The organism is Streptomyces sp. NPDC037100 (genome assembly GCF_055606225.1).
Genome location: NZ_JBVJSX010000008.1, coordinates 307,645 through 328,670, shown reverse-complemented (window position 1 = coordinate 328,670; position 21,026 = coordinate 307,645). Strand labels below are relative to the sequence as shown.

Annotated in this window: 17 protein-coding genes and 1 pseudogene; 11 read left to right on the top strand and 7 right to left on the bottom strand. The window is 70.7% G+C overall.

All coding sequences use genetic code 11. The features are described from left to right. Position 1: 1 nt before the first annotated feature. Positions 2–1,138, bottom strand: a complete 1,137-nt coding sequence (locus ACZ7EG_RS26505) for a type III polyketide synthase (RefSeq protein WP_471083716.1) — start codon at positions 1,136–1,138, stop codon at positions 2–4. 91 nt (positions 1,139–1,229) lie between these two features. On the opposite strand from ACZ7EG_RS26505, the gene ACZ7EG_RS26500 reads away from it, so the two are divergent. Next, complete coding sequence (locus ACZ7EG_RS26500; RefSeq protein ID WP_471083713.1) at positions 1,230–2,045, top strand: UbiA family prenyltransferase; 816 nt, start codon at positions 1,230–1,232, stop codon at positions 2,043–2,045. Between the two features lie 77 nt (positions 2,046–2,122). On the opposite strand, the gene ACZ7EG_RS26495 is transcribed toward ACZ7EG_RS26500, so the two are convergent. The 4 genes from ACZ7EG_RS26495 to ACZ7EG_RS26480 form a co-directional block, all read right to left on the bottom strand. Continuing rightward, on the bottom strand, positions 2,123–2,521 hold the full coding sequence (locus tag ACZ7EG_RS26495) for a cupin domain-containing protein (RefSeq protein WP_471083710.1): 399 nt from the start codon (positions 2,519–2,521) through the stop codon (positions 2,123–2,125). Positions 2,522–2,654: 133 nt separating this feature from the next. Continuing rightward, positions 2,655–3,599: an MIP/aquaporin family protein gene (locus tag ACZ7EG_RS26490; protein WP_471083707.1), complete on the bottom strand. Its 945-nt coding sequence runs from the start codon at positions 3,597–3,599 to the stop codon at positions 2,655–2,657. A gap of 156 nt (positions 3,600–3,755) precedes the next feature. Then, positions 3,756–3,902 (bottom strand): hypothetical protein, encoded by a 147-nt coding sequence (locus tag ACZ7EG_RS26485; RefSeq protein WP_471083704.1) that lies wholly within the window; start codon positions 3,900–3,902, stop codon positions 3,756–3,758. Positions 3,903–4,038: 136 nt separating this feature from the next. Further along, the gene (locus ACZ7EG_RS26480) at positions 4,039–7,692 is read right to left on the bottom strand and encodes a LamG-like jellyroll fold domain-containing protein (protein WP_471083701.1); all 3,654 of its coding nucleotides are present in this window, start codon (positions 7,690–7,692) and stop codon (positions 4,039–4,041) included. A gap of 345 nt (positions 7,693–8,037) precedes the next feature. Between ACZ7EG_RS26480 and ACZ7EG_RS26475 the strand changes: the two genes are divergently transcribed. From ACZ7EG_RS26475 to ACZ7EG_RS26455, 5 genes are all read left to right on the top strand, one after another. Continuing rightward, complete coding sequence (locus tag ACZ7EG_RS26475; RefSeq protein WP_471083698.1) at positions 8,038–9,060, top strand: LacI family DNA-binding transcriptional regulator; 1,023 nt, start codon at positions 8,038–8,040, stop codon at positions 9,058–9,060. Positions 9,061–9,183: 123 nt separating this feature from the next. Next, positions 9,184–10,425, top strand: coding sequence for a sugar ABC transporter substrate-binding protein (locus tag ACZ7EG_RS26470; RefSeq protein ID WP_471083695.1), 1,242 nt, complete (start codon positions 9,184–9,186; stop codon positions 10,423–10,425). Between the two features lie 10 nt (positions 10,426–10,435). Continuing rightward, positions 10,436–11,419, top strand: coding sequence for a carbohydrate ABC transporter permease (locus ACZ7EG_RS26465; protein ID WP_471083692.1), 984 nt, complete (start codon positions 10,436–10,438; stop codon positions 11,417–11,419). Further along, complete coding sequence (locus ACZ7EG_RS26460) at positions 11,416–12,234, top strand: carbohydrate ABC transporter permease (RefSeq protein WP_471083689.1); 819 nt, start codon at positions 11,416–11,418, stop codon at positions 12,232–12,234. The genes ACZ7EG_RS26465 and ACZ7EG_RS26460 overlap by 4 nt, the downstream gene beginning before the upstream one ends. Positions 12,235–12,267: 33 nt before the next feature. After that, positions 12,268–14,010 carry an MGH1-like glycoside hydrolase domain-containing protein gene (locus tag ACZ7EG_RS26455; RefSeq protein ID WP_471083686.1) on the top strand — a complete coding sequence of 581 codons (1,743 nt, stop codon included), beginning with the start codon at positions 12,268–12,270 and terminating at the stop codon, positions 14,008–14,010. Between the two features lie 16 nt (positions 14,011–14,026). Here ACZ7EG_RS26455 and ACZ7EG_RS26450 read toward each other — a convergent pair whose 3' ends face one another. Continuing rightward, positions 14,027–15,388, bottom strand: a complete 1,362-nt coding sequence (locus ACZ7EG_RS26450; protein ID WP_471083683.1) for a pyridoxal phosphate-dependent decarboxylase family protein — start codon at positions 15,386–15,388, stop codon at positions 14,027–14,029. A 123-nt stretch (positions 15,389–15,511) separates the two neighbouring features. Here ACZ7EG_RS26450 and ACZ7EG_RS26445 point away from each other — a divergent pair, with 123 nt between their 5' ends. After that, positions 15,512–15,994, top strand: coding sequence for a MarR family winged helix-turn-helix transcriptional regulator (locus ACZ7EG_RS26445; protein ID WP_471083680.1), 483 nt, complete (start codon positions 15,512–15,514; stop codon positions 15,992–15,994). 329 nt (positions 15,995–16,323) lie between these two features. Here ACZ7EG_RS26445 and ACZ7EG_RS26440 read toward each other — a convergent pair whose 3' ends face one another. Further along, entirely contained in the window at positions 16,324–18,225 is a 1,902-nt protein-coding gene (locus tag ACZ7EG_RS26440; RefSeq protein ID WP_471083677.1) for a rhamnogalacturonan lyase, read from the bottom strand. Between the two features lie 186 nt (positions 18,226–18,411). On the opposite strand from ACZ7EG_RS26440, the gene ACZ7EG_RS26435 reads away from it, so the two are divergent. The 4 genes and pseudogenes from ACZ7EG_RS26435 to ACZ7EG_RS26420 form a co-directional block, all read left to right on the top strand. Then, positions 18,412–18,969, top strand: coding sequence for an SGNH/GDSL hydrolase family protein (locus ACZ7EG_RS26435; RefSeq protein ID WP_471083674.1), 558 nt, complete (start codon positions 18,412–18,414; stop codon positions 18,967–18,969). A gap of 36 nt (positions 18,970–19,005) precedes the next feature. Next, positions 19,006–19,863, top strand: a complete 858-nt coding sequence (locus tag ACZ7EG_RS26430) for a GDSL-type esterase/lipase family protein (RefSeq protein WP_471083672.1) — start codon at positions 19,006–19,008, stop codon at positions 19,861–19,863. A 108-nt stretch (positions 19,864–19,971) separates the two neighbouring features. Continuing rightward, positions 19,972–20,679: a GNAT family N-acetyltransferase gene (locus ACZ7EG_RS26425; protein ID WP_471083669.1), complete on the top strand. Its 708-nt coding sequence runs from the start codon at positions 19,972–19,974 to the stop codon at positions 20,677–20,679. A gap of 54 nt (positions 20,680–20,733) precedes the next feature. Then, a pseudogene (locus tag ACZ7EG_RS26420) lies at positions 20,734–21,009 on the top strand (hypothetical protein); the annotation flags it as partial. Positions 21,010–21,026: the final 17 nt, after the last annotated feature.

The window sequence follows — 21,026 nt, the reverse complement described above, 5'->3', positions numbered from 1 at the left end:
GTCACCAGCGCAGCAGAACGAGTTCGGAGCAGAACCCGGGGCCCATCGCCACGAGCAGGCCCCAGCTGCCGGGCTCGGGCCGGGCGGATTCCCGGACGGTCTGCAGGATGTGCAGGACGGAGACGGAGGACATGTTCCCCACGGCCGCCAGCGAGTTCCACGAGGGCGCCAGGGCGTCGTCCGGCAGATCGAGGGTGTCGGCGACGGCGGAGAGCACCTTGGGCCCTCCCGGATGGCACACCCAGGTGCCGATGTCCTCGACGGTGAGGCCGTGGTCGGCCAGGAAGCCGCGCAGATGCCGACCGAAGTGGCTCCGTACGATGCCGGGGATGCCGGCACCGATCACGACGCGGAACCCGGTCGTGCCGATGCTCCAGCCGAGGAGCTGCTCGGTGTCCGGGTACAGCCGGCTGCGCGTGGCGACCACCGTGGGGCCGGAGGCGTCCGGCCCCACGGATGTGCCCGCGCGGGCGACGAGTGCGGCGGCGCCGTCCCCGAACAGGGCGCCGGCCACGAGGTTGGCCTGGGAGTCGTCCCGTCGCTGAAGGGTCAGCGAGCACAGTTCGACGGTGAGCAGCACGGCCGTGCCACCGGGATGCCCACGCAGGTAGTCGTGCAGCCGGGCCAGCCCGGCCGCGCCCGCCACACACCCCAGTCCGAACACGGGCACCCTCTTGACGTCGGGTCGCAGGCCCACACGTCCGGCCAGCCGGGCATCGAGCGAGGGGGCGGCGATGCCGGTGACGGAGGTGCACACCAGGAGGTCGACATCGGCCGGGTCGAGTCCCGCTTGCTTCAGCGCGCCGGTGAGGGCCTCTTCGCCCAGTTCGAGACCGGCCTCCATCCAGGCGTCGTTGGCCTGCCCGAAGTCGCGCAGGGCCGCGTACCGTGCGATCGGCAGCGCGAGGTGCCGGGCGCGGACTCCGGCGGACGTGTGCAGGCGGCGCAGCAGGGCGCGGTCGGCTCCCGGAGCCAGGCACAGATCGCCGATCGGTTCGGTGAGGTCGTCTTGGGCGTAACGGTGCGCGGGCAGCGCCGTGTGGACCGCCGCGATCGTGGTCCCCGCAGGGGGCCGGGCTTGCTCGCGCACCGTGCCGGGTGAGGCGGGGAGGTCTTCGGCCGTCACAGGGACACGCATATCGACAGTGCCTCTCTCGCCCTATTTGCCCATTTATCTTGCCTGTGTGTCTCTACACCCGTCACCAGTCCTTCCCCGAGCGACACGCCGCGTGCCGGCGCTGTTGCGTTCCTGCCACCTGGAACCGGCGCTCGCCGTGACGGTGTTCGCGACCGTGCTGGCCGTCGCGGCCGGCCGGGGTGCGTCGGGTTCGGCCGTGGTGGCGGCTGCCGTGCTGGTGGGCCAGCTCTCGGTGGGCTGGTGCAACGACGCGGCCGACGCCCGGCGCGACGCGGCCTGCGGGCGCGGCGACAAGCCGGTGGCCACCGGCGAACTGCCGCTTTGGGTCGCGGCCGTCGCAGCCGGGACGGCCCTGGTCCTGTGCGTGCCGCTGTCCCTGCTGAGCGGCGCTGTCGCAGGAGCGGCGCACCTCGCGATGGTCGCCACTGCCTGGAGCTACAACCTGCTGTTCAAGCACACACTGCTGTCCCCGCTGCCCTACGCCGTCGCCTTCGGCTCACTGCCGGCGTTCGTCACCCTCGGCCTGCCGTCGCCGTCCTGGCCCGCCTGGTGGGCGATGGTGGCCGGGGCCCTGCTGGGGGTGGGGGCGCACCTGGTCAACGTGCTTCCGGACATCCAGGACGATCTCGCGACCGGGGTGCGCGGCCTGCCGCAGAGGCTGGGCCGCGGAGCCTCCCGATGGCTGGCCCCCTCCCTGATGCTCGCCGCCGTCTGCGTGCTCGTCACCGGCCCGCCCGGAGGCGTGGGGCGCCCGGGATGGGTACTGGCGGGGGCGGCCGTCGCCGTGTCGGTCGCGGGCACGGCCCTGCCCTTCGATGACCGCAGTCGGTGGCCGTTCCGGGCGGCTGTCATCGTGGCGGGGATGGCCGTGACCCAACTCCTCCTGAGCGGCCCGGACATGTCGTAGGCGTCGAGTCCGTCGCCGGGGAGATGAGGACGACTCGGCTGGTCACCCGGGCGTGCGCCCCCTGCCCGGGACCGCGGTCACGTCCGTGGCCGGCCCTGGATCTGCATGCCCGGGCGGCGGCGGTGCACCGTCACGTACGCCAGTCCGCCCGCGCCCGCGGACACGCTGCGGACGCTGCCGTGCGGCAGCCAGACGAGGCTGCCGGGCTCCACCGGGTGCGTGCCGGCCGCGGAGCCGAGCGTGCCGTCTCCCGACACGACGAGCAGCAGGACGTCGAGATCGGGCTCGGCGTGGGCGTCGATGGACCCCCGGGGCGGGACGCGGACGAGGTTGGCGTCCAGTTGCCGGCCGGGTTCGGCCAGCCGCCACAGGGCACCGGTCGCCTCCGGTTCGGCCGCGGAGAGCGACCCGGTGTTGCCGAGGATCCGCGGAAGGGGAGTGCCGGCCGCGCCGGGGAGCTCCTCCGGGTCAGTCATGGATCGTGCCACCATCCGGTACGGGCCTGCCCTGGGCCGGTTCACCTGTACGGCAGGCGATCCGCGCCCCTCGCGGGCGGATGCCCAGAGGAATCTAGCATCGGCCGCGGTCCCGGCCGCGGCCGATGGCCGCTCACTCCTCCTCGGACGTGGTGGGGCGCGTCCGCCCGGCTTCCGGTGTCTCGCCCTGCTGCGCGCGGGCGTGCAGTACGTCGCCGATGAACAGGTCGTACACCAGCACGCCGATCACACCGCCGACGAGCGGACCGACGATCGGGATCCACCAGAAGCCGCTGAACGCCCCGGCCAGGCTGCCGGGAAAAGCCAGTCCGTCCCATCCCGCCATCCAGGTGAACAGGCGGGGGCCGAAGTCGCGGGCCGGGTTGATGGCGTATCCGGCGTTCGCCCCGTAGGACATGCCGATGGCCGCCACGACGAAGCCGATCACCAGCGGGCCGAGATTCGCCTTCACTGCCGTGTTGCGCAGGTCGATGATCGCCACGACCAGCATGACCAGGAAGGCCGTGCCGACGATCTGGTCGATCAGCGGACCCCAGATGCCGCCGTTGAAGTACGGCGCCGGGAACGTCGCGAAGATCGAGAACGAGGCGAGGGTCTTCCCGTTCGTCTTCGGCCCCTTGAAGGCGTCGTCGAAGGCGTTGATGGCGTCGTGGTACACGGCGTAGACCAGGGCCGCCCCCGCCAGGGCGCCGAGCACCTGGGACGCCCAATAGGGCACGACCTTGACCCAGGGGAACTTGCGGCGGACGGCGAAGGCCAGGGTGACCGCCGGGTTGATGTGCGCTCCGCTGACGCCACCGGCGACGTAGATGCCGAGGATCACGGCCATGCACCAGCCCCAGGTGATCAGGAGCCAGTCCCCGGCACTGAGGAAGAAGATCGTGGGCCCCTCGGTACGGCCCGAGCCGGGCAGGGCCGCCACCGTCATCGCCACCACGCCGCACCCGAAGGAGATGAGGACGAACGTCCCGACGAACTCCGCCAGGCACTCGCCCGCCAGGCCTGCGCGACGTCTGAGCCTGGAGGGTTTCACCAGAGGCTTGATCTCCACTGCCATGTGATTTCTCCCTGGGGTCGCTCCGGTCGCGCGTGACGCGCGGTAATCACGTGGTAACCCCTCGCATGGCCCGCGGCAACCGCAGGTGGTCCTCCGGCGGCTCGCCCACCGTGCCCGCCGGACACGACGGGCAGCGGTGCGCGGCCATGACGACCCTCAGTGGCCCGGGGGTGTCTCCTCGGCGGACCCGTTGTCCCCGGAACCGAGCCGGACGCAGCACTCCCCGGGTTCCGGCGCCAGTGCCGCGCGGACCCCGTTGATCTCGAGGCCCTCGAGGTAGCCGCTGAGGAACGCCTGGTTCATGCCGCACACCAGATCCTGCGGTCCGACGCCCGCTCCCGCAGCGAATTCCTCGCCCTGACGAGTGTGGCCAGGTGAGGGCGGCACGGCGTCCGGGATTCGTCGAGGAGGACGGTCCCGGACGCCGCGTGTCAGCGGGTCATCGCACCTCTCGCGCATAGGGCGCGACGGTGATCCGGTCGATCAGCGGCGCGTAGCGGGAGCGGAGCAGCACGCCGGGGAAGGTGTCCGAGGCGTAGGTGGTGCCGTCGAAGTTCGGCAGTTCCTCGGAGCGGAAGCCGATCGTGTTCCTGCCCTTCTTCAGCTGCACCGGGACGGTCAGCTCCCAGAAGTTGTTCTGGTGGAAGCTGTGCGGGAAGCCGACGCGATGGGCCGGGCCGCCGTTGACGCTGATGTCGGCGTGGCGGGCGAGCGGGTCGGGGTTGTAGTGGGTGGCCTCGGACTGTTCGGGGTTGGAGTAGCGGACGCGCAGCGCGTACAGGCCGGCCCGGTCCGCTGTGACGGTGAACGTCGCCGTGTTGCCGTTGCCGGGGGCCCCGCCGATGCCCGTGATCGCCGTGCCGTCGGTGGCGAGGGAGAGCGGGGCCAGCGTGGCCGAGCCGGCCAGAGTGGCGTCCCCGGCTTCGTAGGTGCGCGCCGGCAGCATGCCCTCGGTCGGAGTGACCGTGAGGCGGTCGACGAGGGTCGTGGCCGGACCACCGGTCACCGTCACCTTGTTGACGCCGCCGGAGAGGGAGACCGCCGCACTGCTTGAGCCCTTGGCCAGGCGCAGGACGTCATGGCCGTTGACGGAGAGCCGGGCGCCCGTTCCGCCGAGGGTGTCGACCCGGAGGGTGGCCTCGCGGTCGGCCGGCGAGTGGACCCAGAACGTCGCGCTCTGGTCCTTGGTGAGCCGGACCGCGCCCGAACCGGTGGCCGGCGGCTTCGGAAGGTCGTACACCGGGCGTGCCCCACCGGACGGCCACGCCAGTTCGCCCTCGTACACCTGCGTGTGCGCCGAGGCGCGGGGGAGGGAGAGGGTCAGGCGGTCGACGATGGCGTCGCCCTTCGTCACGCGCTTGCCGTCGGCGCTCTTCGCGGCGAGCGTCAGGGTGTGCTTGCCCTTGCTGAGCTCGACCTTGGTGTCGGTGTGGTCCCAGACGACCCACTTGTAGCCGAGCGGCAGGTGCAGTTCCTGCTCGCCCGCGGCCTTGCCGTCCACGCGCAGAAAGACGTTGGTGGGGCCTTGTTCCTCGACCTTGTCATAGGTGTTGAGGGAGTTGGCGAAGACACTCAGGTCGTAGGTGCCGTCCTCGGGTACGTCCACGGTGAAGTCCAGTGCGACGTCCGATCCGGTACGCAGGCCGCCGACGTCGTAGCCGCCGGAGGTGTAGAACTTCGACACGTCACGCGGCGAGCCCTCCGGGCCGTTCTTCGACCAGCCCGATCCGGTGTGCGCGGCGTCCTCGGCCTCGTACGAGGACTGCCAGCGCACGGGCGGCGCCTGCGTGCCCTTCGCCTCGCCGGCCGGGCTGAGGACGACCTCGTACGCCGAGGACTCCTTCAGTTTCGGCAGGGTGCCGTCGCCGAAGTCGAGGGCGACCGTTCCGTCGTCGCCGACGGTCAGGTTCGTCTCCGTGAGGAGCTTCGGACCGGACGAGTCACCGACCTGCCCGCTCCACTCGATCTCCCGCACCCAGGCGTGCACGCGCTTGCCGAAGATCTTCTTCGAGACGCCCTTGAAGGTGATGTGGCCCTTGCCGGTGGACCCGCCGAAGATCAGCCGGGACTGCTTCTTCCTCTCGTCGAGGGTGGCGACGCCCTGCATGGTGTAGTTGTCGCCCGGGAACGGCGGGGTCACCTTCACCGTGTGGCCGCTCATCGAGGCGTACGAGTTCAGCAGCCACCACTGCCCGTTGCCGCGGTTCGACTGCACCGCGGAGTCCGACAGGTTGCCGTCGATGTTCCAGTAGGCGATGTCGGCGTCGACCTTGGACTCCTCGATCGCGGACACCCACTGGATCATCTGGCCCGGCACCGAGGTGTGGTAGTTGAACGCGTACTCGTTGATGTTGATCGGGAGTTGTGTGCCTTCCCGGTCGGTGCCCTTGAACAGGTCCTTCTCCCAGGCCCGGTACGTGGCGACGCTCTGGCGCACCGCCTCCGGGTGGCTCAGCTCGTGCCAGGTGATGACGTCCGGGAGCGTGCCGGCGGCCAGGGTGTGGGTGAGGAAGCCCTTCACCTGGTCGTACAGGACGCTGGTGTTGGGCCCGGCGATGCGGGCATCGGGCATCTTGCCCTTGATCAGCTTGTACGCGTCGTCCCAGGCGGCGAAGTAGTCGTCGGGGTCGTTCAGCCAGCTGACCTTGTCGTAGCTCCACTCGCCGGTGCCGAACATGTTGCCCTCGGGCTCGTTGAACGGCACGAAGACGATGTTGTCCTGGTACTGCTTCGGCAGCTTCAGAACCTGGTCGACCTGCTCGGCGATCTTCTCCTTGTAGAGCTTCAGCTTCTCCCCGGGGGTGTCGCCCGGCCACTGGTACGGGAAGCCCCGGTGGATGTCGGTCATGTAGATGTACACGTCACCGTCGGTGGAGTCGGCCAGCGGCTTCACCACCTCCAGGGCGTCGGCACCGGGGTGTTGCGGACCGTCCTGCGCCTTGGTGGAGACCGTGCGCAGGCCCATGCCCTCGATGAGGTTGTTGGTCGGGACGTCCGGCCCGTACACGCCGTAGAGGGTGCCGGAGGCACCGCCGTGGAACGCGCCGGTGTCCGAGCCGAGGTCGACGGTGAGCTCTCCCTCGCGGACCACGGTGACGGAGGCCTTCACCGCGCGTCCGGCCGCGGTTCCGGCGACCGTGAAGGTGCCCGGTGCGGCGTACTTGTCGGAGGGCACGGAGTCCCAGGTGACGGGCGTGTCGCGGTCGTAGCCGTCGGAGAAGGAGGCGCGGACGGCGCCGGGCAGAGCCGGGGCGGTCCCGGTGGTGGTACGGACCTCGAAGGACGTCCGTGAGAGTTCCTGGAGGGTCGGCACGGCACCGACCGTACCGGCCACCTGCTCGGGGCTCAGCGCCGCGTGCCACACGGTGAAGTCGTCGATCGCCCCCCGGAGCAGCGGGTCCGGATAGAGGGACTTGCCTATGTACCCGGCGGCGGTGGCCGAACCGTCCAGCAAGTCTCCCGCCTTGATGCCGGTCGCGGCGGAGGCGACCGCCACACCGTCGAGGTAGGTGGTGAGCCGGCCGGCGGTGGTGTCGAGGGTGACGGTGACCGTCCGCCACTCGTCGGCGGGCAGGCTCGCGTAGCCGCGGACCTGGGTCTCCGCGCCCCCGCCCCCGGTGGTCACGGAGGTCTGGAACAGCCCGCTGCCGTTGTAGGGCGTGCTGAAGAGGTACTTGGTGGTGTCCGTGCCGAGGTCGAAGATCCGCTGCCAGGGCGACTTGTCACCGCTCCACTTCACGCGCGCGGAGACGGTCAGGTCGGTCGTCCCGGCGAGCACCTGGCGGGGCAGGCGGACGTAGGCACCGTCGGAGGCGGGAGCACCGCCGGGCAGGGACAGCGCCTTGCCTCCGGCCGTGCCGTCGACCGAGCGGGCGGTGGAGGCGTTCACCAGGGTCGCCGTCAAGCCGTTGCCGGAGCTGTCGGTGATCTTCCCGGAGGCGAGGTCGTCCTGGTCGAAGGAATAGTGCGCGGCGGGCCGCGGTGCCTCGGCGGCCTGCGCGGGGGCGGCCGGTGCGGCCAGCAGGCCCGCCCCGAGGGTCAGCGCCACGGCGGCCGGGGCCCGGCGCCGCGTGAATCTGTCAGCGGATGGCATGGATGGCGTCCTCAGTCGTCGTGTCGTCGCTTCGTCGAGCAGCGGTTCGGTACGTCGAACCGGTTCGATCGTGGCGCGTGCAGGGGGTAAGGAGCAGCGTCGGGTGGCGGGTACGCCGGTGCACGGATGAGGGCATGGGGGGCTGTCTCACCGCGACCGAACGGGTCGATGCGTCGAACCGGTTCGCGAAGCTAGCACCGGCACCCCGGGTCAGCAATGCCTGCGACACGGGGATTCCGGGCCGGAACTCGACCGACCAGCGAAGCGTGTCCCAGGTGTTGACAGGAGTCGGGGCAGTTCCTACCTTCCTGCCATGCGAACCGGTTCGACGAGCCAGGAGTTGCCGTGAACATCGGTGAGATCGCCAGACGTGCCGGTGTCTCCCGGAGCACCGTGTCCTACGCACTCAGCGGCAAGCGCCCGGTCTCGGAGGACACCCGCCGGAAGATCCAGCAGGTCGTCGACGAACTGGGCTACCGGCCCAGCGCCAGCGCCCGCGCCCTGGCCAACGGACGGACCAGCACCATCGGCCTCGTCTTCCCGCCGGCCGGCAACCACTACACCGGCATGCAGCTGGACTTCATCGGCAGTGTCGTGGAGGCCGCCGCGGCCTACGACTACGACGTGCTGCTGTCACCGAGCGGCGTGGACAGCGACCGGTCCTTCCAGCGGCTGCTGGGGGAGCGACGGGTCGACGGCGCCATCCTGATGGAGATCAGACTGGAGGACGACCGGGCCGACCACCTCGCCGCGCTCGACTTCCCGGCCGTCGCCATCGGCCGCACCGCCCACCCGGAGAGCGGCTGGTGGGTGGGCCTGGACCACACGGCGCTGGCGGCGGCGTGCGTCCACCACCTCGCGGACCTGGGCCACCGCAGGGTCGCCTTCGTCAACCGCCCCGAGCAACTGCTGCGCGCCGGGTACGAGTCGGCACACCGTGGCCTCGACGGCTTCACCAAGGCCGCGGCCGAACGCGGGCTGACCGTGCGGACGTACTGCTGCGGGGACGACGCCGCCTCCGGCCAGGCCTGCCTGGAACGGATCCTGCGCGACGACCCGCACACCACCGCCCTGGTCACCCTGAACGAGGCCGCGCTGGGCGGTCTTTACCGAGGACTGGCCCAGGCCGGCCGCCATGTGCCGCGCGACTTCTCCGTCACCGGGGTGGTGGCGAGCCGGTGGGCGGAGACGGTGACCCCGCAGCTCACCGCCGCGGACGTCCCGGCGGAGGAATTGGGCCGGCTCGCCGTCGAACTGCTCGTGGAGCGGCTCGACCAACCCGGCGCGCCCGCTCGGCACCACCTGCTGACACCCCCCATCTCGCTGCGGGCCAGTACCGGTCCCGCCACCGGCTCCCCACAGCCCTGACCTCCTCGCTCCCTTCCTCTCCTCTTCTTCGAGCACACCCCTCACCGCCTCCCTCCGGTGTGCCCGCTTCCCCCACATCGCCCCCGCCACGGCACCCCTGTGCCTAGAACGAAGGAACCCGCGATGCACAGCACCTCCGGACGGCGCCTCGCCGCAGTGGCCCTGTCGACCGTTCTCGCCGCCGTCGGCACCGCCTGCTCCTCCGGCTCGGGCAGCACCGACACCAAGGGCGCTGACAGTGGCACCTACACCATCTGGGACCCCTACCCTCAGTTCTCCAAGGGATCGGCCTGGGTGAAGCTGCTGGACGCCTGCGGCAGCAAGGCCGGCGTGAAGGTCAAGCGGACCGGTTTCGACACCAGCGACCTGGCCAACAAGACGCTGCTCGCGGCCCAGCAGGGCAACTCCCCGGACGTCCTCATCGTCGACAACCCGGTGGTGTCGACCCTCGCCGAGGCGGGCGTGCTCACCACGACCGACGAGAACAAGCTCGACACCGCCGCCGCGGACCCCAATCTCCTCGCGGCCGGCCAGTCGGACGGCAAGACCTACGGCACCCCCATCGGCGCCAACACCCTCGCGCTCTACTACAACAAGAAGGTCCTCAAGGACGCCGGTGTCGACATCGCCTCCGTCAAGGACTGGAAATCGCTGACGGCAGCCCTGGAGAAGACCAAGAAGGCGGGCAAGAAGGGCATCACCTTCTCCGCGATCGGCACCGAGGAGGGCAGCTTCCAGTTCCTGCCGTGGTTCTGGGGCTCCGGCGCCGCCCTGACCGACCTCGGTTCGCCCGCGGCCGTCTCCGCGCTGTCCCTCTGGAAGGGCTGGCTGGACAAGGGCTACGCCCCCAACTCCGTGCTCAACAACACCCAGACCACCAGCTGGCAGGAGTTCGCAAGCGGCGACTACGCCTTCGCCGAGAACGGCACCTGGCAGCTCGCGGCAGCCAAGAAGGCCGGCTTCGACTACGGCGTCCTGCCCATACCGGCCACCGGCGGAGGCAACGCCGCGGCCCCGACGGGCGGCGAGTTCGTCACCGTCCCCGTCCAGAGCGACACCGCCCGCTACGCCACCACGAGCAAGCTCACGAGCTGCCTGACCAGCACGACCAACCTGTACGACACCGACACCACCCTCTCCTACGTCGCCCCCACCGAAGAGGTCCGGCAGAAGCAGCTGGCCGCAGACCCCGCGCTGGGGCCGTGGGTCGAAGCGGTCAAGGCGGCCAGGGGCCGCACCAGTGACGACCTGGGCACCAAGTACCCCAAGATCTCCGAGCAGATGTGGAAGGCCGTGCAGTCCGCCCTCAGCGGGTCCAAGTCGCCCAAGGACGCGCTGACCTCAGCGCAGGCCGCGGTCAAGTGATGTGGGTCCGATGAAGCAGACCGTCCGTCCGCCGGACACCCGGTCCGTGCGGCTGCGGAACGGGGCGGCCCACGCCGCCCCACCCCCGGCCCGCACCACGGAACGCCGACGGCCCACCTCCCCGCAGTGGGCGGCCTGGGCCTTCCTCACCCCGGTGACCCTCTATCTCGCCCTCTTCTACGCCTATCCGCTCTACCGCAACCTCGACCTGAGCCTGCGCAACTACACCGTCCGCTCCTTCGTCCAGGGCGACGCCCCGTTCACCGGCCTGGAGAACTACCGCAAGGTCTTCGACGACCCGACCTTCGCCCCGGCCCTGCTCCACACCGTGGTCTTCACCGGCGTGTGCCTGGCCTTCCAGTACGCCATCGGCCTGGCCCTCGCGGTCTTCTTCAACCAGCACTTCCGGCTCTCGGCGACCCTGCGGGCCCTGTTCCTCGTCCCCTGGCTGCTGCCGCTGATCGTGTCGGCCTCGACCTGGTCGTGGATGCTCAACAGCGACTCCGGCATCGTCAACGCGGCACTGCACGCCCTCGGCCTCGACCCCGTCAACTGGCTGACGTCCCCGTCCTGGTCGCTCGCCTCGGTGATCATCGCGAACATCTGGATCGGCGTCCCGTTCAACCTGGTCGTGCTCTACAGCGGCCTGCAGTCCATCCCCGCCGGCCTGTACGAGGCGGCCGCCCTCGACGGAGCAGGGCCATGGCGCCGCTTCTGGAGCATCACCTTCCCGCTGCTGCGCCCCGTGTCCGCGATCACGCTGCTCCTCGGGCTGGTCTACACACTCAAGGTCTTCGACATCATCTGGATCATGACCAAGGGGGGCCCGGCCGACGCCTCCACGACCTTCGCCACCTGGTCCTACCGGCTCGGCTTCGGCAACCTGCTGCCCGCCTTCGGCCCGGGTGCGGCCGTCGGCAACCTGCTGGTGGTGGCCGCCCTGGCGTTCGGCCTCCTCTACGTGAGGGTCCAGCGAAAGCAGGCGTACTCATGACAAGCCGACGCACCTGGGGAAAGACGGCCGTCGGCGTCCTGCTGACCGCGATCATGCTCTTCCCGGTCTACTGGATGCTGAACGTCTCCCTCACCCCCGACCAGGACATGCGCAAGTCCCCGCCCGACCTGGTCCCCGCCCACGGCACCCTGGCCGGCTACCGCACCGTCCTCGACGAGCAGTTGCCCTACCTCGGCACCAGCCTGGTCATCGGCCTGGGGACCGTCGCCCTCACCGTGGCCCTGTCCGCCCCCGCCGGCTACGCCCTCGCCAAACTGCGCCCGCGCGGCGGGGGAGTCCTGAGCTTCCTCCTCCTCGCCGCGCAGATGATCCCCGGCATCATCATGGCGATGGGCTTCTACGCCATCTACCTGCAACTGGGCCTGCTCCAGTCCGTCCCCGGACTGATCGTCGCCGACTCCACCCTGGCCGTTCCCTTCGCGGTGCTCATCTTCACCGCGTTCATGTCCGGTATCCCCGGTGAAATGCTCCAGGCGGCCCGGACGGACGGCGCCGGGCCCGTGCGCACCTTCTGGTCGATCGTCCTGCCGATGAGCCGCAACGCCGTGGTCACGGTCTCGCTCTTCGCGTTCCTGTGGTCCTGGTCCGACTTCGTCTTCGCGGGCACCCTGGTCAACGGCGGGGCGCACGAGCCGATCACCCTCGGCATCTACCACTACATCGGCAACAACAACCAGGAGTGGAACGCCATCATGGCCACCGCCGTCGTGGCCTCGCTGCCCGCCGCGGTCATCCTCGTCCTGGCCCAGCGTTACGTCGCCGCCGGCGTGACGGCCGGCGCGGTCAAGGACTGACCCTCCCCCTGCTCGAGAAACGAGTGACACCTCATGACCGCCGACCGCTCCGGCCCGGCCTTCTCCGTCCAGGACATCCCGTTCAGCACGTACGGGTCCTGGTTCGGCATCTCGCCCGTGGTGGCGGAGAAGACGTACGCCGAGGATCTCCACCTCGTCTCCCACCAGAACGGCATGCACGCCGTCCTGAGCCTGACACCCCTGGACCCGGTCACCGGGGACCGGGCGGTAACCCGCGTGGAGGCCAGACCGGGCCTGCTCAGCTGGATCGGCGCGGAGGGACGTGTCGACCTCGCCTACGAGTCGCCGGACACCGTGCGACTGCGGGGGAGCGGTCTGGGCATGGCCGTACGGGCGGCCGCACCGACCCTGACACCGTTCAGCGGAACCTACTTCTTCCACGACGCCGCCGCCGGCGCCCACGTGTTCACGTCCTACGAGACGGGACGCCGGTACCGCGTCACCGCACTGTCCGGCACTCTCGACGCGACCGGGGCCCAGACGCTGGGCAGCGCCGAGCGCGGTCTCGCCACGGCCGTGACGTCCGACGGGACCTGGGAGATCGCGATCGAGGAACTCGACGCCGCCCGACCGCCGTACACGTCCGCCGCGGCCTTCGACGACATCACGGCATCCGCGCAGGCCTCGTTCGCCCGGTTCGTGGACGTCGTGGCTCCCTGGCGCTCCTCCGCCACCCCGGCCGCCGAACTGGCCGCCTACGTCGTCTGGTCGGCCACCGTGAACCCGACCGGTCTGGTCACCCGGCCCGCGGTGCTGATGTCCAAGCACTGGATGGACAAGGTGTGGAGCTGGGACCACTGCTTCAACGCCCTTGCCCTGGCACCCGGTTGTCCTGAGCTGGCACGGGACCAGTTCGCCCTGCCCTTCGACCACCAGGACGGCAGTGGCGCCCTGCCCGACTCGGTGACCCATTCCGAGGTCCTCTACAACTTCGTCAAACCGCCCATCCACGGCTGGGCCTTCGGCCACCTGCGCCGCCGCCTGCCGACGCCTCCCGGCCCGGCCGAACTGGGCGAGACCTACCAGCGGCTGGAACGCTGGACGGACTTCTGGCTCACCGCCCGGCGTTCCCCCGGCGCCCCCTTCCCCCACTACCAGCACGGCAACGACAGCGGCTGGGACAACGCCACCACCTTCGACCCCGAGCGGGTGGTCGAGACCGCCGACCTGTCCGCCTTCCTCGTCCTCCAGCTCCACGAACTCGCGTATCTCGCCGAAGAGTTGGGCCGAGGCGACGAGGCCCGCCGCTGGGCGCGGGCCGCCCGGGAGACTCAGGCGGCACTGCTGGACCAGCTCTGGAGGGACGACCGGTTCGTCGCCCGGGGCGTCGGTACGGGGAACACCTGGAGCAGCGCCAGTCTCCTCGACCTGATGCCCATCGTGCTCGGCGAGCACCTGCCCGGCCACGTCAGCGGCGCCCTGGCCGACCACATCAAGGCCCACCTGACCCCGTACGGTCTCGCCACAGAACTGCCCACGTCCCCCCACTACCTCGACGACGGCTACTGGCGCGGCCCCATCTGGGCTCCCGCCACCGTCCTCGTCGAGGACGGCCTGCGCCGCGCCGGGCACCACCGGCTGGCGGACGACATCAGCAGCCGCTTCCGGGCCCTGTGCGAGGCGCACGGCTTCGCCGAGAACTTCGACGCCCTCGCGGGAACGGGCCTGCGCGACCGCGCCTACACCTGGACCGCCAGCAGCTACCTCCTCCTCGCCGAGGCGTACGCCCTCCGGGGTGACCATGACCTGACGTGAACCCGGGTGGCTGCGCTCATGGCCGGGCGAGACGCGCGACCCGGTCGTGCAGGCGCGGTACGTGGTCCTCGGACTCCGGCTTCATCAGGACGCTGCGCAGGATGCGGGCGCCGTCGGCGTCGGCGTCGATCTGCGGGTGACGTGCGGTGAAGGCGTCCCGGTCGGCCTTGAGGGTGCTCAGGAAAACGGGGTCGGGGCCGGTCATCCCATCGGCCAGGACGCGTGCCGACGCCGCGTCGACAGCGCTGAGGGTGGCGGGCTCCACCGCGGGAAAGTAGCCGACGATGTCCAACTCGGGCTGCTGGTACAGCTCCAGGGCGTCGGAGGCGGTGATCAGGTCGGCCCAGCGCAGGGCCGCCCGGCGGCCGGCGCCGAGGACGCGTCCCAGCCCGTCGGGCGTGGGCGGGAGGACCTGGAAGGTGAGCCACAGGGCGGCGGCCGAGGCTCCGGCGCGGGAGCACTCCAGGCTGATCTCACCGAGGTGCAGTTCGCTGGAGGTGAAGTAGGTGTAGGGCGAGTCGTGCAGGTAGAAGCGGCCCGCCTCGGGGTCGCGGAAGAGGACGGCGCCGCAGCCGTAGGGCTGGAGGCCGTGCTTGTGCGGATCGACGACGATCGAGTCACACCCGGCGATCGCCAGCCACGGCTGCGGCGGGAGTCCCTCCGGGCCGTCGGCGCCGGCGAGCAGGGTGAAGAAGCCGCCGTACGCCGCGTCGACGTGGAGCCGGACGCCGTGGCGCTCCCGGAGGGCGAGGGCGCTGTGGATCGGGTCGACGGCTCCGAGGCCGGTGGTGCCGGCGGTGAGCACGACCGTGCCCACCTCGCCGGCCCGCAGGATGTCCTCCAGCGCGTCGAGGCTGATGCGGCCGCGGTCGTCGGTCGGGATCGGGTACCCCTTCATGCCCAGGACGTGGCACATGCGGCCGTGGGTGTAGTGGGCGTCCGCGCTGTAGGCGATGCCGCGGCCGGGGTGGAGCTCGCGGGCGACGAAGAGGGCCTCGAGGTTGGCGATCGTGCCGCTGGTGGTGAGGTGGCCGAGGTGGGTGTCGTAGCCGAACATCGAGGCCAGGCGCGCGACGACCTCGCGCTCCATGCGGGCGGTGGCGGGGCCGCCGTCCAGGGCGTGGTTGTTCGGGTTGATCAGCATGGTGGTGAGGTAACCGACGATCGCCGCCGGGTGTGGGGGCTTGAGCATCTGTCCCGCGTAGCGCGGGTGGAAGAACGGATAGTTGTCCTTCAGCCTCCCGGTCAGCTCCTCGAAGGCGGCGGCGAAACGGTCGTCGTCGACGAGGAGGGACGGGTGCTGCTCATAGGGGCCGAAGGTGTCGGCCCACTGCTGTGTCGCGTCGTTGGCCCGGCCGAGCCAGTGCTGCAGGTCCACGGATCTCCCTCTCTGCCGACGTGCTGGGGACGGGCGTCCACCATAGGAGATCGTTGACTGCTCAGCAATTGACTGCTCAGTAATTGAGACGGTAGTAGGTGAAGAAGCAGTAAAGTCGGCTTGGTGAACCCCGCGAAACGACAGGACGACGAAGCGGCCCGCGCCGCCGACAGCCCGCTCGTGCATGACTTCGGGATGCTGATCAAGACGGCCACCCGCCTGGAGCAGCGGATCGATGCGGCGCTGCGCACGGAGTGCGAGATCAGCCACACGATGTTCGAGGTCCTCATCCGGCTCTGCCGGCACCCGGACGAGGAGATCTCGCAGCGCCGGCTCGCCGACGACCTCACGCTCACCAGCAGTGGCATCACCCGCCTGATCGACCGCATGGAGGGAACCGGCCTGGTGCGGCGCGTGCCGGCTCCCGGGGACCGCAGAAGCGTCCTGGTCGAGCCGACCGGGCACGGCCGTGCGGTCTTCCTCCGGGCGGCCGAGGTCCACGCCCGGGTCGTGGAGCGGTACTTCGTCGCGCCGGTGACCCCTGCCGACTACGGACGGCTGATTCGCTCGCTGGGCGAGATCGAGACGGCACTGCGCGACAGCTGATCCGTCGCTGACAAGGCCGTTCACATGCCGGTGTTCATCGTCACCTCTGGTGCCCTACGTCGCGCTCGGTCTGCTGTTGAAGCCGCAGCACTTCCGGCCGGTGCGCCGACGGGAGACGCGCCTGCTGTCCCTGCCCGTTTTCGCCGGCGCCCTCACCGGGGCGTACTGGATCACGCCCCGGTGGGACCGCGCCTGGCTCTTCCACCGCTCCAGTGCCGCCGGACTGGGCGCGCCCCCGCCCGTGCGGCGGCTGTTCCGTTTCGTTCCGGAGCCCCGCCTGGAGGGGCTTTCCGGCGGGACCGCGCCGGTCAGGGCGTGTGGACCGCCGGTCAGGGCGTGTAGACCGTCGGCCGGGGCGCTGCCGCCATGCCGTTGCCGATGAAGAAGCTCGGGTGCGGGGGCTGGTTGTAGGCGGTGTTCTGCCAGGCCAGCGCCGTGCGGTACTGGGTGTCGTGGAGCAGGGTCGTGATCTTCGTGTTGGTCTGGTTCGGGGTGGAGTAGATCCGCAGGGCCTTGTTGTCGCTGGTGCGCCAGATGACCTCCTCGCGCCAGTCGCCGAGGATGTCGCCGGACAGGGCGGGCGTGGACTTGGTGCCGTTGCCGGACGCGACACCGGAGCCGGTGAGCAGCCGGGTGTCGCCGGACGTGCCGTACTTGTCGATGCGGGTGCCGTCGAGGAGCTCACGGACCGGGTCGCCGTCCCACCAGGACAAGAAGTTGACGCTGGAGGGTTCCCGGCCCAGCAAGGCGCCGGTGGCGGAGCGCAAGGTGGTGTCGGAGGCGGACCAGGCCTCGGCGCCCGCGCTTCCGGCGTAGATGTCGGCGGCGACGCCCCGGCCGTTGTCCGAGCCCGACGCCGTCTGCCACAGCCGGGCGCCCGTGCGGGCGTCGGCCATCCAGGAGCCTGGCTTGCTCGAGTCCTCGGAGACCTTGAAGTACTCCAGGCCGGGACGCGAGGGGTCGAGGTCGCCGACGTGGCCGGCGTCACCGTGGCCGAGCCGGGTGGTCCACAGGCCGCTGCCGTTGTCGTCGACGGTCATCGCGCCGTAGACGATCTCGTCCTTGCCGTCGGCGTCGACGTCGGCGATGGACAGGCTGTGGTTGCCCTGGCCGTCGTAGCCCTTGCCGCTGTTGCTGGAGGAGGTCGTGTCGAAGGTCCAGCGGCGGGTGAAGGAGCCGTTCCGCCAGTCCCAGGCGGCTATCACCGTACGGGTGTAGTAGCCGCGCGCCATGATCAGGGAGGGGCGGGCTCCGTCGAGGTAGGCGGTGCCGGCGAGGAAGCGGTCGACGCGGTTGCCGTAGTTGTCGCCCCAGGAGGAGACGGTGCCGCGGCCCGGAACGTAGTCGACGCTCTGCATGGCCTTGCCGGTCTGGCCGTTGAACATCGTCAGGAACTCGGGTCCGGACAGGACGTAGCCGCTGGAGTTGCGGTGGTCGGCGGAGGAGCTGCCGATGACCGCGCCGGTGCCGTCGCGGGTGCCGTCGGCGGTCTTCATGGCGACTTCGGCCTTGCCGTCGCCGTCGTAGTCGTACACCTGGAACTGCGTGTAGTGCGCGCCGGAGCGGATGTTGCGGCCCAGGTCGATACGCCACAGCCGGGTGCCGTCGAGTCTGATGCCGTCGACGACGGTGTTGCCGGTGTAGCCGGACTGCGAGTTGTCCTTGGCGTTGGTGGGCTGCCACTTCAGGACCAGGTCCAGGGCTCCGTCGCCGTCGAGGTCGCCCACGGAGGCGTCGTTGGCCTCGTAGGTGTAGGCCGAGTTGCCCGGGGCGGTACCGCCCGCGGGCGGGGAGACCGGCACGTCCATGTAACCCGTGCGGAACTGGACCGCGGGTGCCGACGCGGCCTGCTCGGTGCCGTTCACGACCGCGCGCACCGTGTAGTCGGCCGAGGCCGCGGCGCCCGCGTCGAAGTAGTTCGTCGAGGCGGTGACGGGCGAGGAGTTGACTCTGGTGCCGCCGCGGTAGACGTTGAAGGACACGTCGTTCGGGTCGGTCGCCAGCCACCGCCATGACACCAGGTTGCCGCTGCCGGTGTACACGCTGGACAGACCGCGGCCCAGCTTCTCGACCTGCCGGGCGGTCGCCGCTTGGGCGGTCTGCGGCAGTGCGACGAGCGCGGACAAGGCCAGCGCGGCGGCGGCGAGGCCGCCAACGAGCCGGCCGCCCGGCCGGTGGGGTGATCGCCAAGGTCGTGGCGCGGTGCGGGGACGCCGGTGCGAGTCGGTCACGGTGGCCTCCGGGGCGGCGTGGGGGGTATGGGAACGCTCCCATGAGGAGGGAGGGTAAGAACGGCCTGATGCCTCGTCAAGGATTCTGTCCAGTCGGCTGTTCGGCCCTGTTGGGATCCGTGAGTTTCTCGCGCGGCACGGATTGACAGTTGGGCGGCGGCGCGAGAACACTGCGTGGGACGCCCCATGGCCAACCCTGGCCGAGGGCAGTCCGAATCGGTCGGCTCCGGCGAGAGTTCGGGCAGCTTCATCAGCAACTCGGCGCTCCTGCCCGCGCTGCTGGCCAACGTCGAGACGAACGATCCGGTCCTCATCCAGTTCGGTCACAACGACAAGCAGACCAGCGCGTCCGCCTACCGGAACAACCCCACCACCATGATCTCGCGGGTCCGAGGCAAGGGTGGTGTCCCCGTCCTGGTGACACCCCCGGTCCGCCGGCTGTTCGACGGCAACCGGCTGACGTCCACGGCACTGCACGTCAACGGCGTCGGCGTGAACCTGCCCGCCGAGATGCGCGCGGGCGGTGCGGCGCAGCGGGTCCCGGTGATCGACCTGACCGCCCGGAGCAAGACGCTGGTCGAATCCCTCGGACCGTCCGCCTCCGCACAGCTCTTCCTCCGCTCCTCCGTGGACGGCGTCACGGACAACACCCACTTCTCGCAGAACGGCGCGACCCGGATGGGCGGGCTGCTGCTCCAGGCCATCCGGGAGCAGAACCTGCCTCTCGCCGCCCACCTGCGCTGACCGACACACCGGACGCCCGTCCCCGGGAGGGAACCGATGAATAACTTACGGACCGTCATCACCACCGTGCTGGTGATCGCATTGTCGAGCCTAGGGCTGGGTGCGGCCTCGGCGGCCGGCAGCGCCACGGCGCGCTGCTCCGGCTCCGCTGCCCCCGCCGCCCGAGCGGCCGCCCAGCCGGTCACGGTGTGGCTGGCCGGCGACTCGACCATGGCCAACCCGGGCTCCGCACGCTGCCCGGTCGGCTGGGGCAGCCAGTTCGACGCCCTGTTCAACGCCGACGTCACCGTCAGAAACCAGGCCGTGGGCGGTCGCAGCATCCAGACCTGGATGTACGAGGGGAACGTCAGCGGCACCAAGGGCTCGGACGGCGAGTGCCGCCTCACGTCCAGCGCGTACTCCTCGCGCTGGCAGTCGATGCTGAACGCGAGCACCGGGATGAAGGCGGGCGACTACCTGTTCATCCAGTTCGGCATCAACGACTCCTCCTCGACCTGCCCCCGGCACGTCGGCCAGGCCCGCTACCGGCAGCTGATGACCACGATGGTGCAGGCCGCACTGGCCCGGGGAGCGCACCCGGTGCTGCTCACGCCGGTTGCCGCGATCACCTGCTCCGGAAGCACGGCGACGAAGAACCGCGGCTTCGTGAACGAGACCTTCGCCGTCGGGTCCGCCACCGGGGCGCCGGTCGTCGACCTGCACGCGCTCAGCGTCTCGCTCTACAACGCCCTGCGCTTCTGCCCGCACAACGGCGACTACGGATCCGGCCCCGTGGGAGCCTTCTTCTGCAACGACCACACCCATTTCGAGACGTACGGCGCGCAGCGGATCGCCGGGCTCGTCGCCGGTGACGTGCGCCGGCAGAACCTCCCGCTCACCGCGTATCTCAGGTAGCGCCGTGATCGGGCCGTGAGGGGCTGACTAGCATGGCGGTCGGCATCCGAAGAGCCGGGCGGCCTCCGGCCGACCGGCTCCGGCAGAGATCAGGAAAGGCGCAGCACGATGACGGGGCTCAGCGACGCCGTCGCACTCGACGACCCGGTGGGCGAGTCGCTCCGCGGGCGCCACGCACACCTCGCCCGTCGGCTCGGCGGCGCCGTCAGCTACGTACCCGGAGTCGCGACCTTCTCCGCGGTGTCACGCGAGCCGGACGCGCGGGCGTGGGCAGACCTGGCCGAGCTGCTGGGACCGGGCGAGTTCGCCGACCTGTTCAGCTGCCCGGTCCTGCCACCGTCGGACTGGGAGCCGGTCTTCGTCCTCGAAGGCCGCCAGATGATCTGGACCGGCGGCAGCGCTCCCGGCCCCTCTCCCGCCGAGCCCGGCCCCGGCGTCGTGGAACTCGGCGCGGAGAGCGTGCCCGAGATGCTCGACCTCATCGAGCGGACCCGGCCGGGACCCTTCCGGCCCCGCACTCACGAACTCGGCACCTATCTCGGTGTCCGGGACGGCGGCAGGCTGGTGGCGATGGTGGGGGAGCGGCTGAAACCGCCCGGATGGACCGAGATCAGCGCCGTCTGCACCGCCCCCGAGGCACGCGGACAGGGGCACGCGCTCCGCCTGTTGCGCGCGCACATCGACCGCATCGTGGCGCGCGGCGAACGTCCCTTCCTCCATGTGGCCGAGGCGAACGGTGGCGCGCTCGCCCTGTACGAGCGGCTCGGCTTCACCACGCGCAAAAGGGTGACGTTCCGAGGGTTCCGCACCCCGTGAGATCACAGGTCGGCGCAGACCGACGGTTCCGGTCGCAGGCCCTGTAAAGCTGCTCCCCAACTGTCCCCGCCCGGCACCTGCTTCCGCTACGACAACGGTGCCGCACACGTACTCGCGGCCTGCCTGGCCCGGGCGCTGGACGAGGACCTGGAGGTGTACGCCGAGCGCCGCCTCGCCGGCCCGGCTTGCTCGGCATCCGACGTGCGACGCACGCCCGCCCAGCCGGCACCCTCTTCTGAGGGTTGTCCCGGCGCAGAGCCGCGACGGACCAGTCGATCACCGGGGCGGGGCGTTCCGGCGTTGATCAGTGTGAGCAGCTGGAAGTACTGATCTTGTGGATGAGGAGT

Excerpts from the sequence above, each read along its gene's own strand:
- ACZ7EG_RS26505 (WP_471083716.1), bottom strand. The coding sequence starts at position 1,138 with ATGCGTGTCCCTGTGACGGCCGAAGACCTCCCCGCCTCACCCGGCACG.
- ACZ7EG_RS26495 (WP_471083710.1), bottom strand. The coding sequence starts at position 2,521 with ATGACTGACCCGGAGGAGCTCCCCGGCGCGGCCGGCACTCCCCTTCCG.
- ACZ7EG_RS26490 (WP_471083707.1), bottom strand. The coding sequence starts at position 3,599 with ATGGCAGTGGAGATCAAGCCTCTGGTGAAACCCTCCAGGCTCAGACGT.
- ACZ7EG_RS26485 (WP_471083704.1), bottom strand. The coding sequence starts at position 3,902 with ATGAACCAGGCGTTCCTCAGCGGCTACCTCGAGGGCCTCGAGATCAAC.
- ACZ7EG_RS26480 (WP_471083701.1), bottom strand. The coding sequence starts at position 7,692 with ATGCCATCCGCTGACAGATTCACGCGGCGCCGGGCCCCGGCCGCCGTG.
- ACZ7EG_RS26470 (WP_471083695.1), top strand. The coding sequence starts at position 9,184 with ATGCACAGCACCTCCGGACGGCGCCTCGCCGCAGTGGCCCTGTCGACC.
- ACZ7EG_RS26465 (WP_471083692.1), top strand. The coding sequence starts at position 10,436 with ATGAAGCAGACCGTCCGTCCGCCGGACACCCGGTCCGTGCGGCTGCGG.
- ACZ7EG_RS26460 (WP_471083689.1), top strand. The coding sequence starts at position 11,416 with ATGACAAGCCGACGCACCTGGGGAAAGACGGCCGTCGGCGTCCTGCTG.
- ACZ7EG_RS26455 (WP_471083686.1), top strand. The coding sequence starts at position 12,268 with ATGACCGCCGACCGCTCCGGCCCGGCCTTCTCCGTCCAGGACATCCCG.
- ACZ7EG_RS26435 (WP_471083674.1), top strand. The coding sequence starts at position 18,412 with ATGGCCAACCCTGGCCGAGGGCAGTCCGAATCGGTCGGCTCCGGCGAG.
- ACZ7EG_RS26430 (WP_471083672.1), top strand. The coding sequence starts at position 19,006 with ATGAATAACTTACGGACCGTCATCACCACCGTGCTGGTGATCGCATTG.
- ACZ7EG_RS26425 (WP_471083669.1), top strand. The coding sequence starts at position 19,972 with ATGACGGGGCTCAGCGACGCCGTCGCACTCGACGACCCGGTGGGCGAG.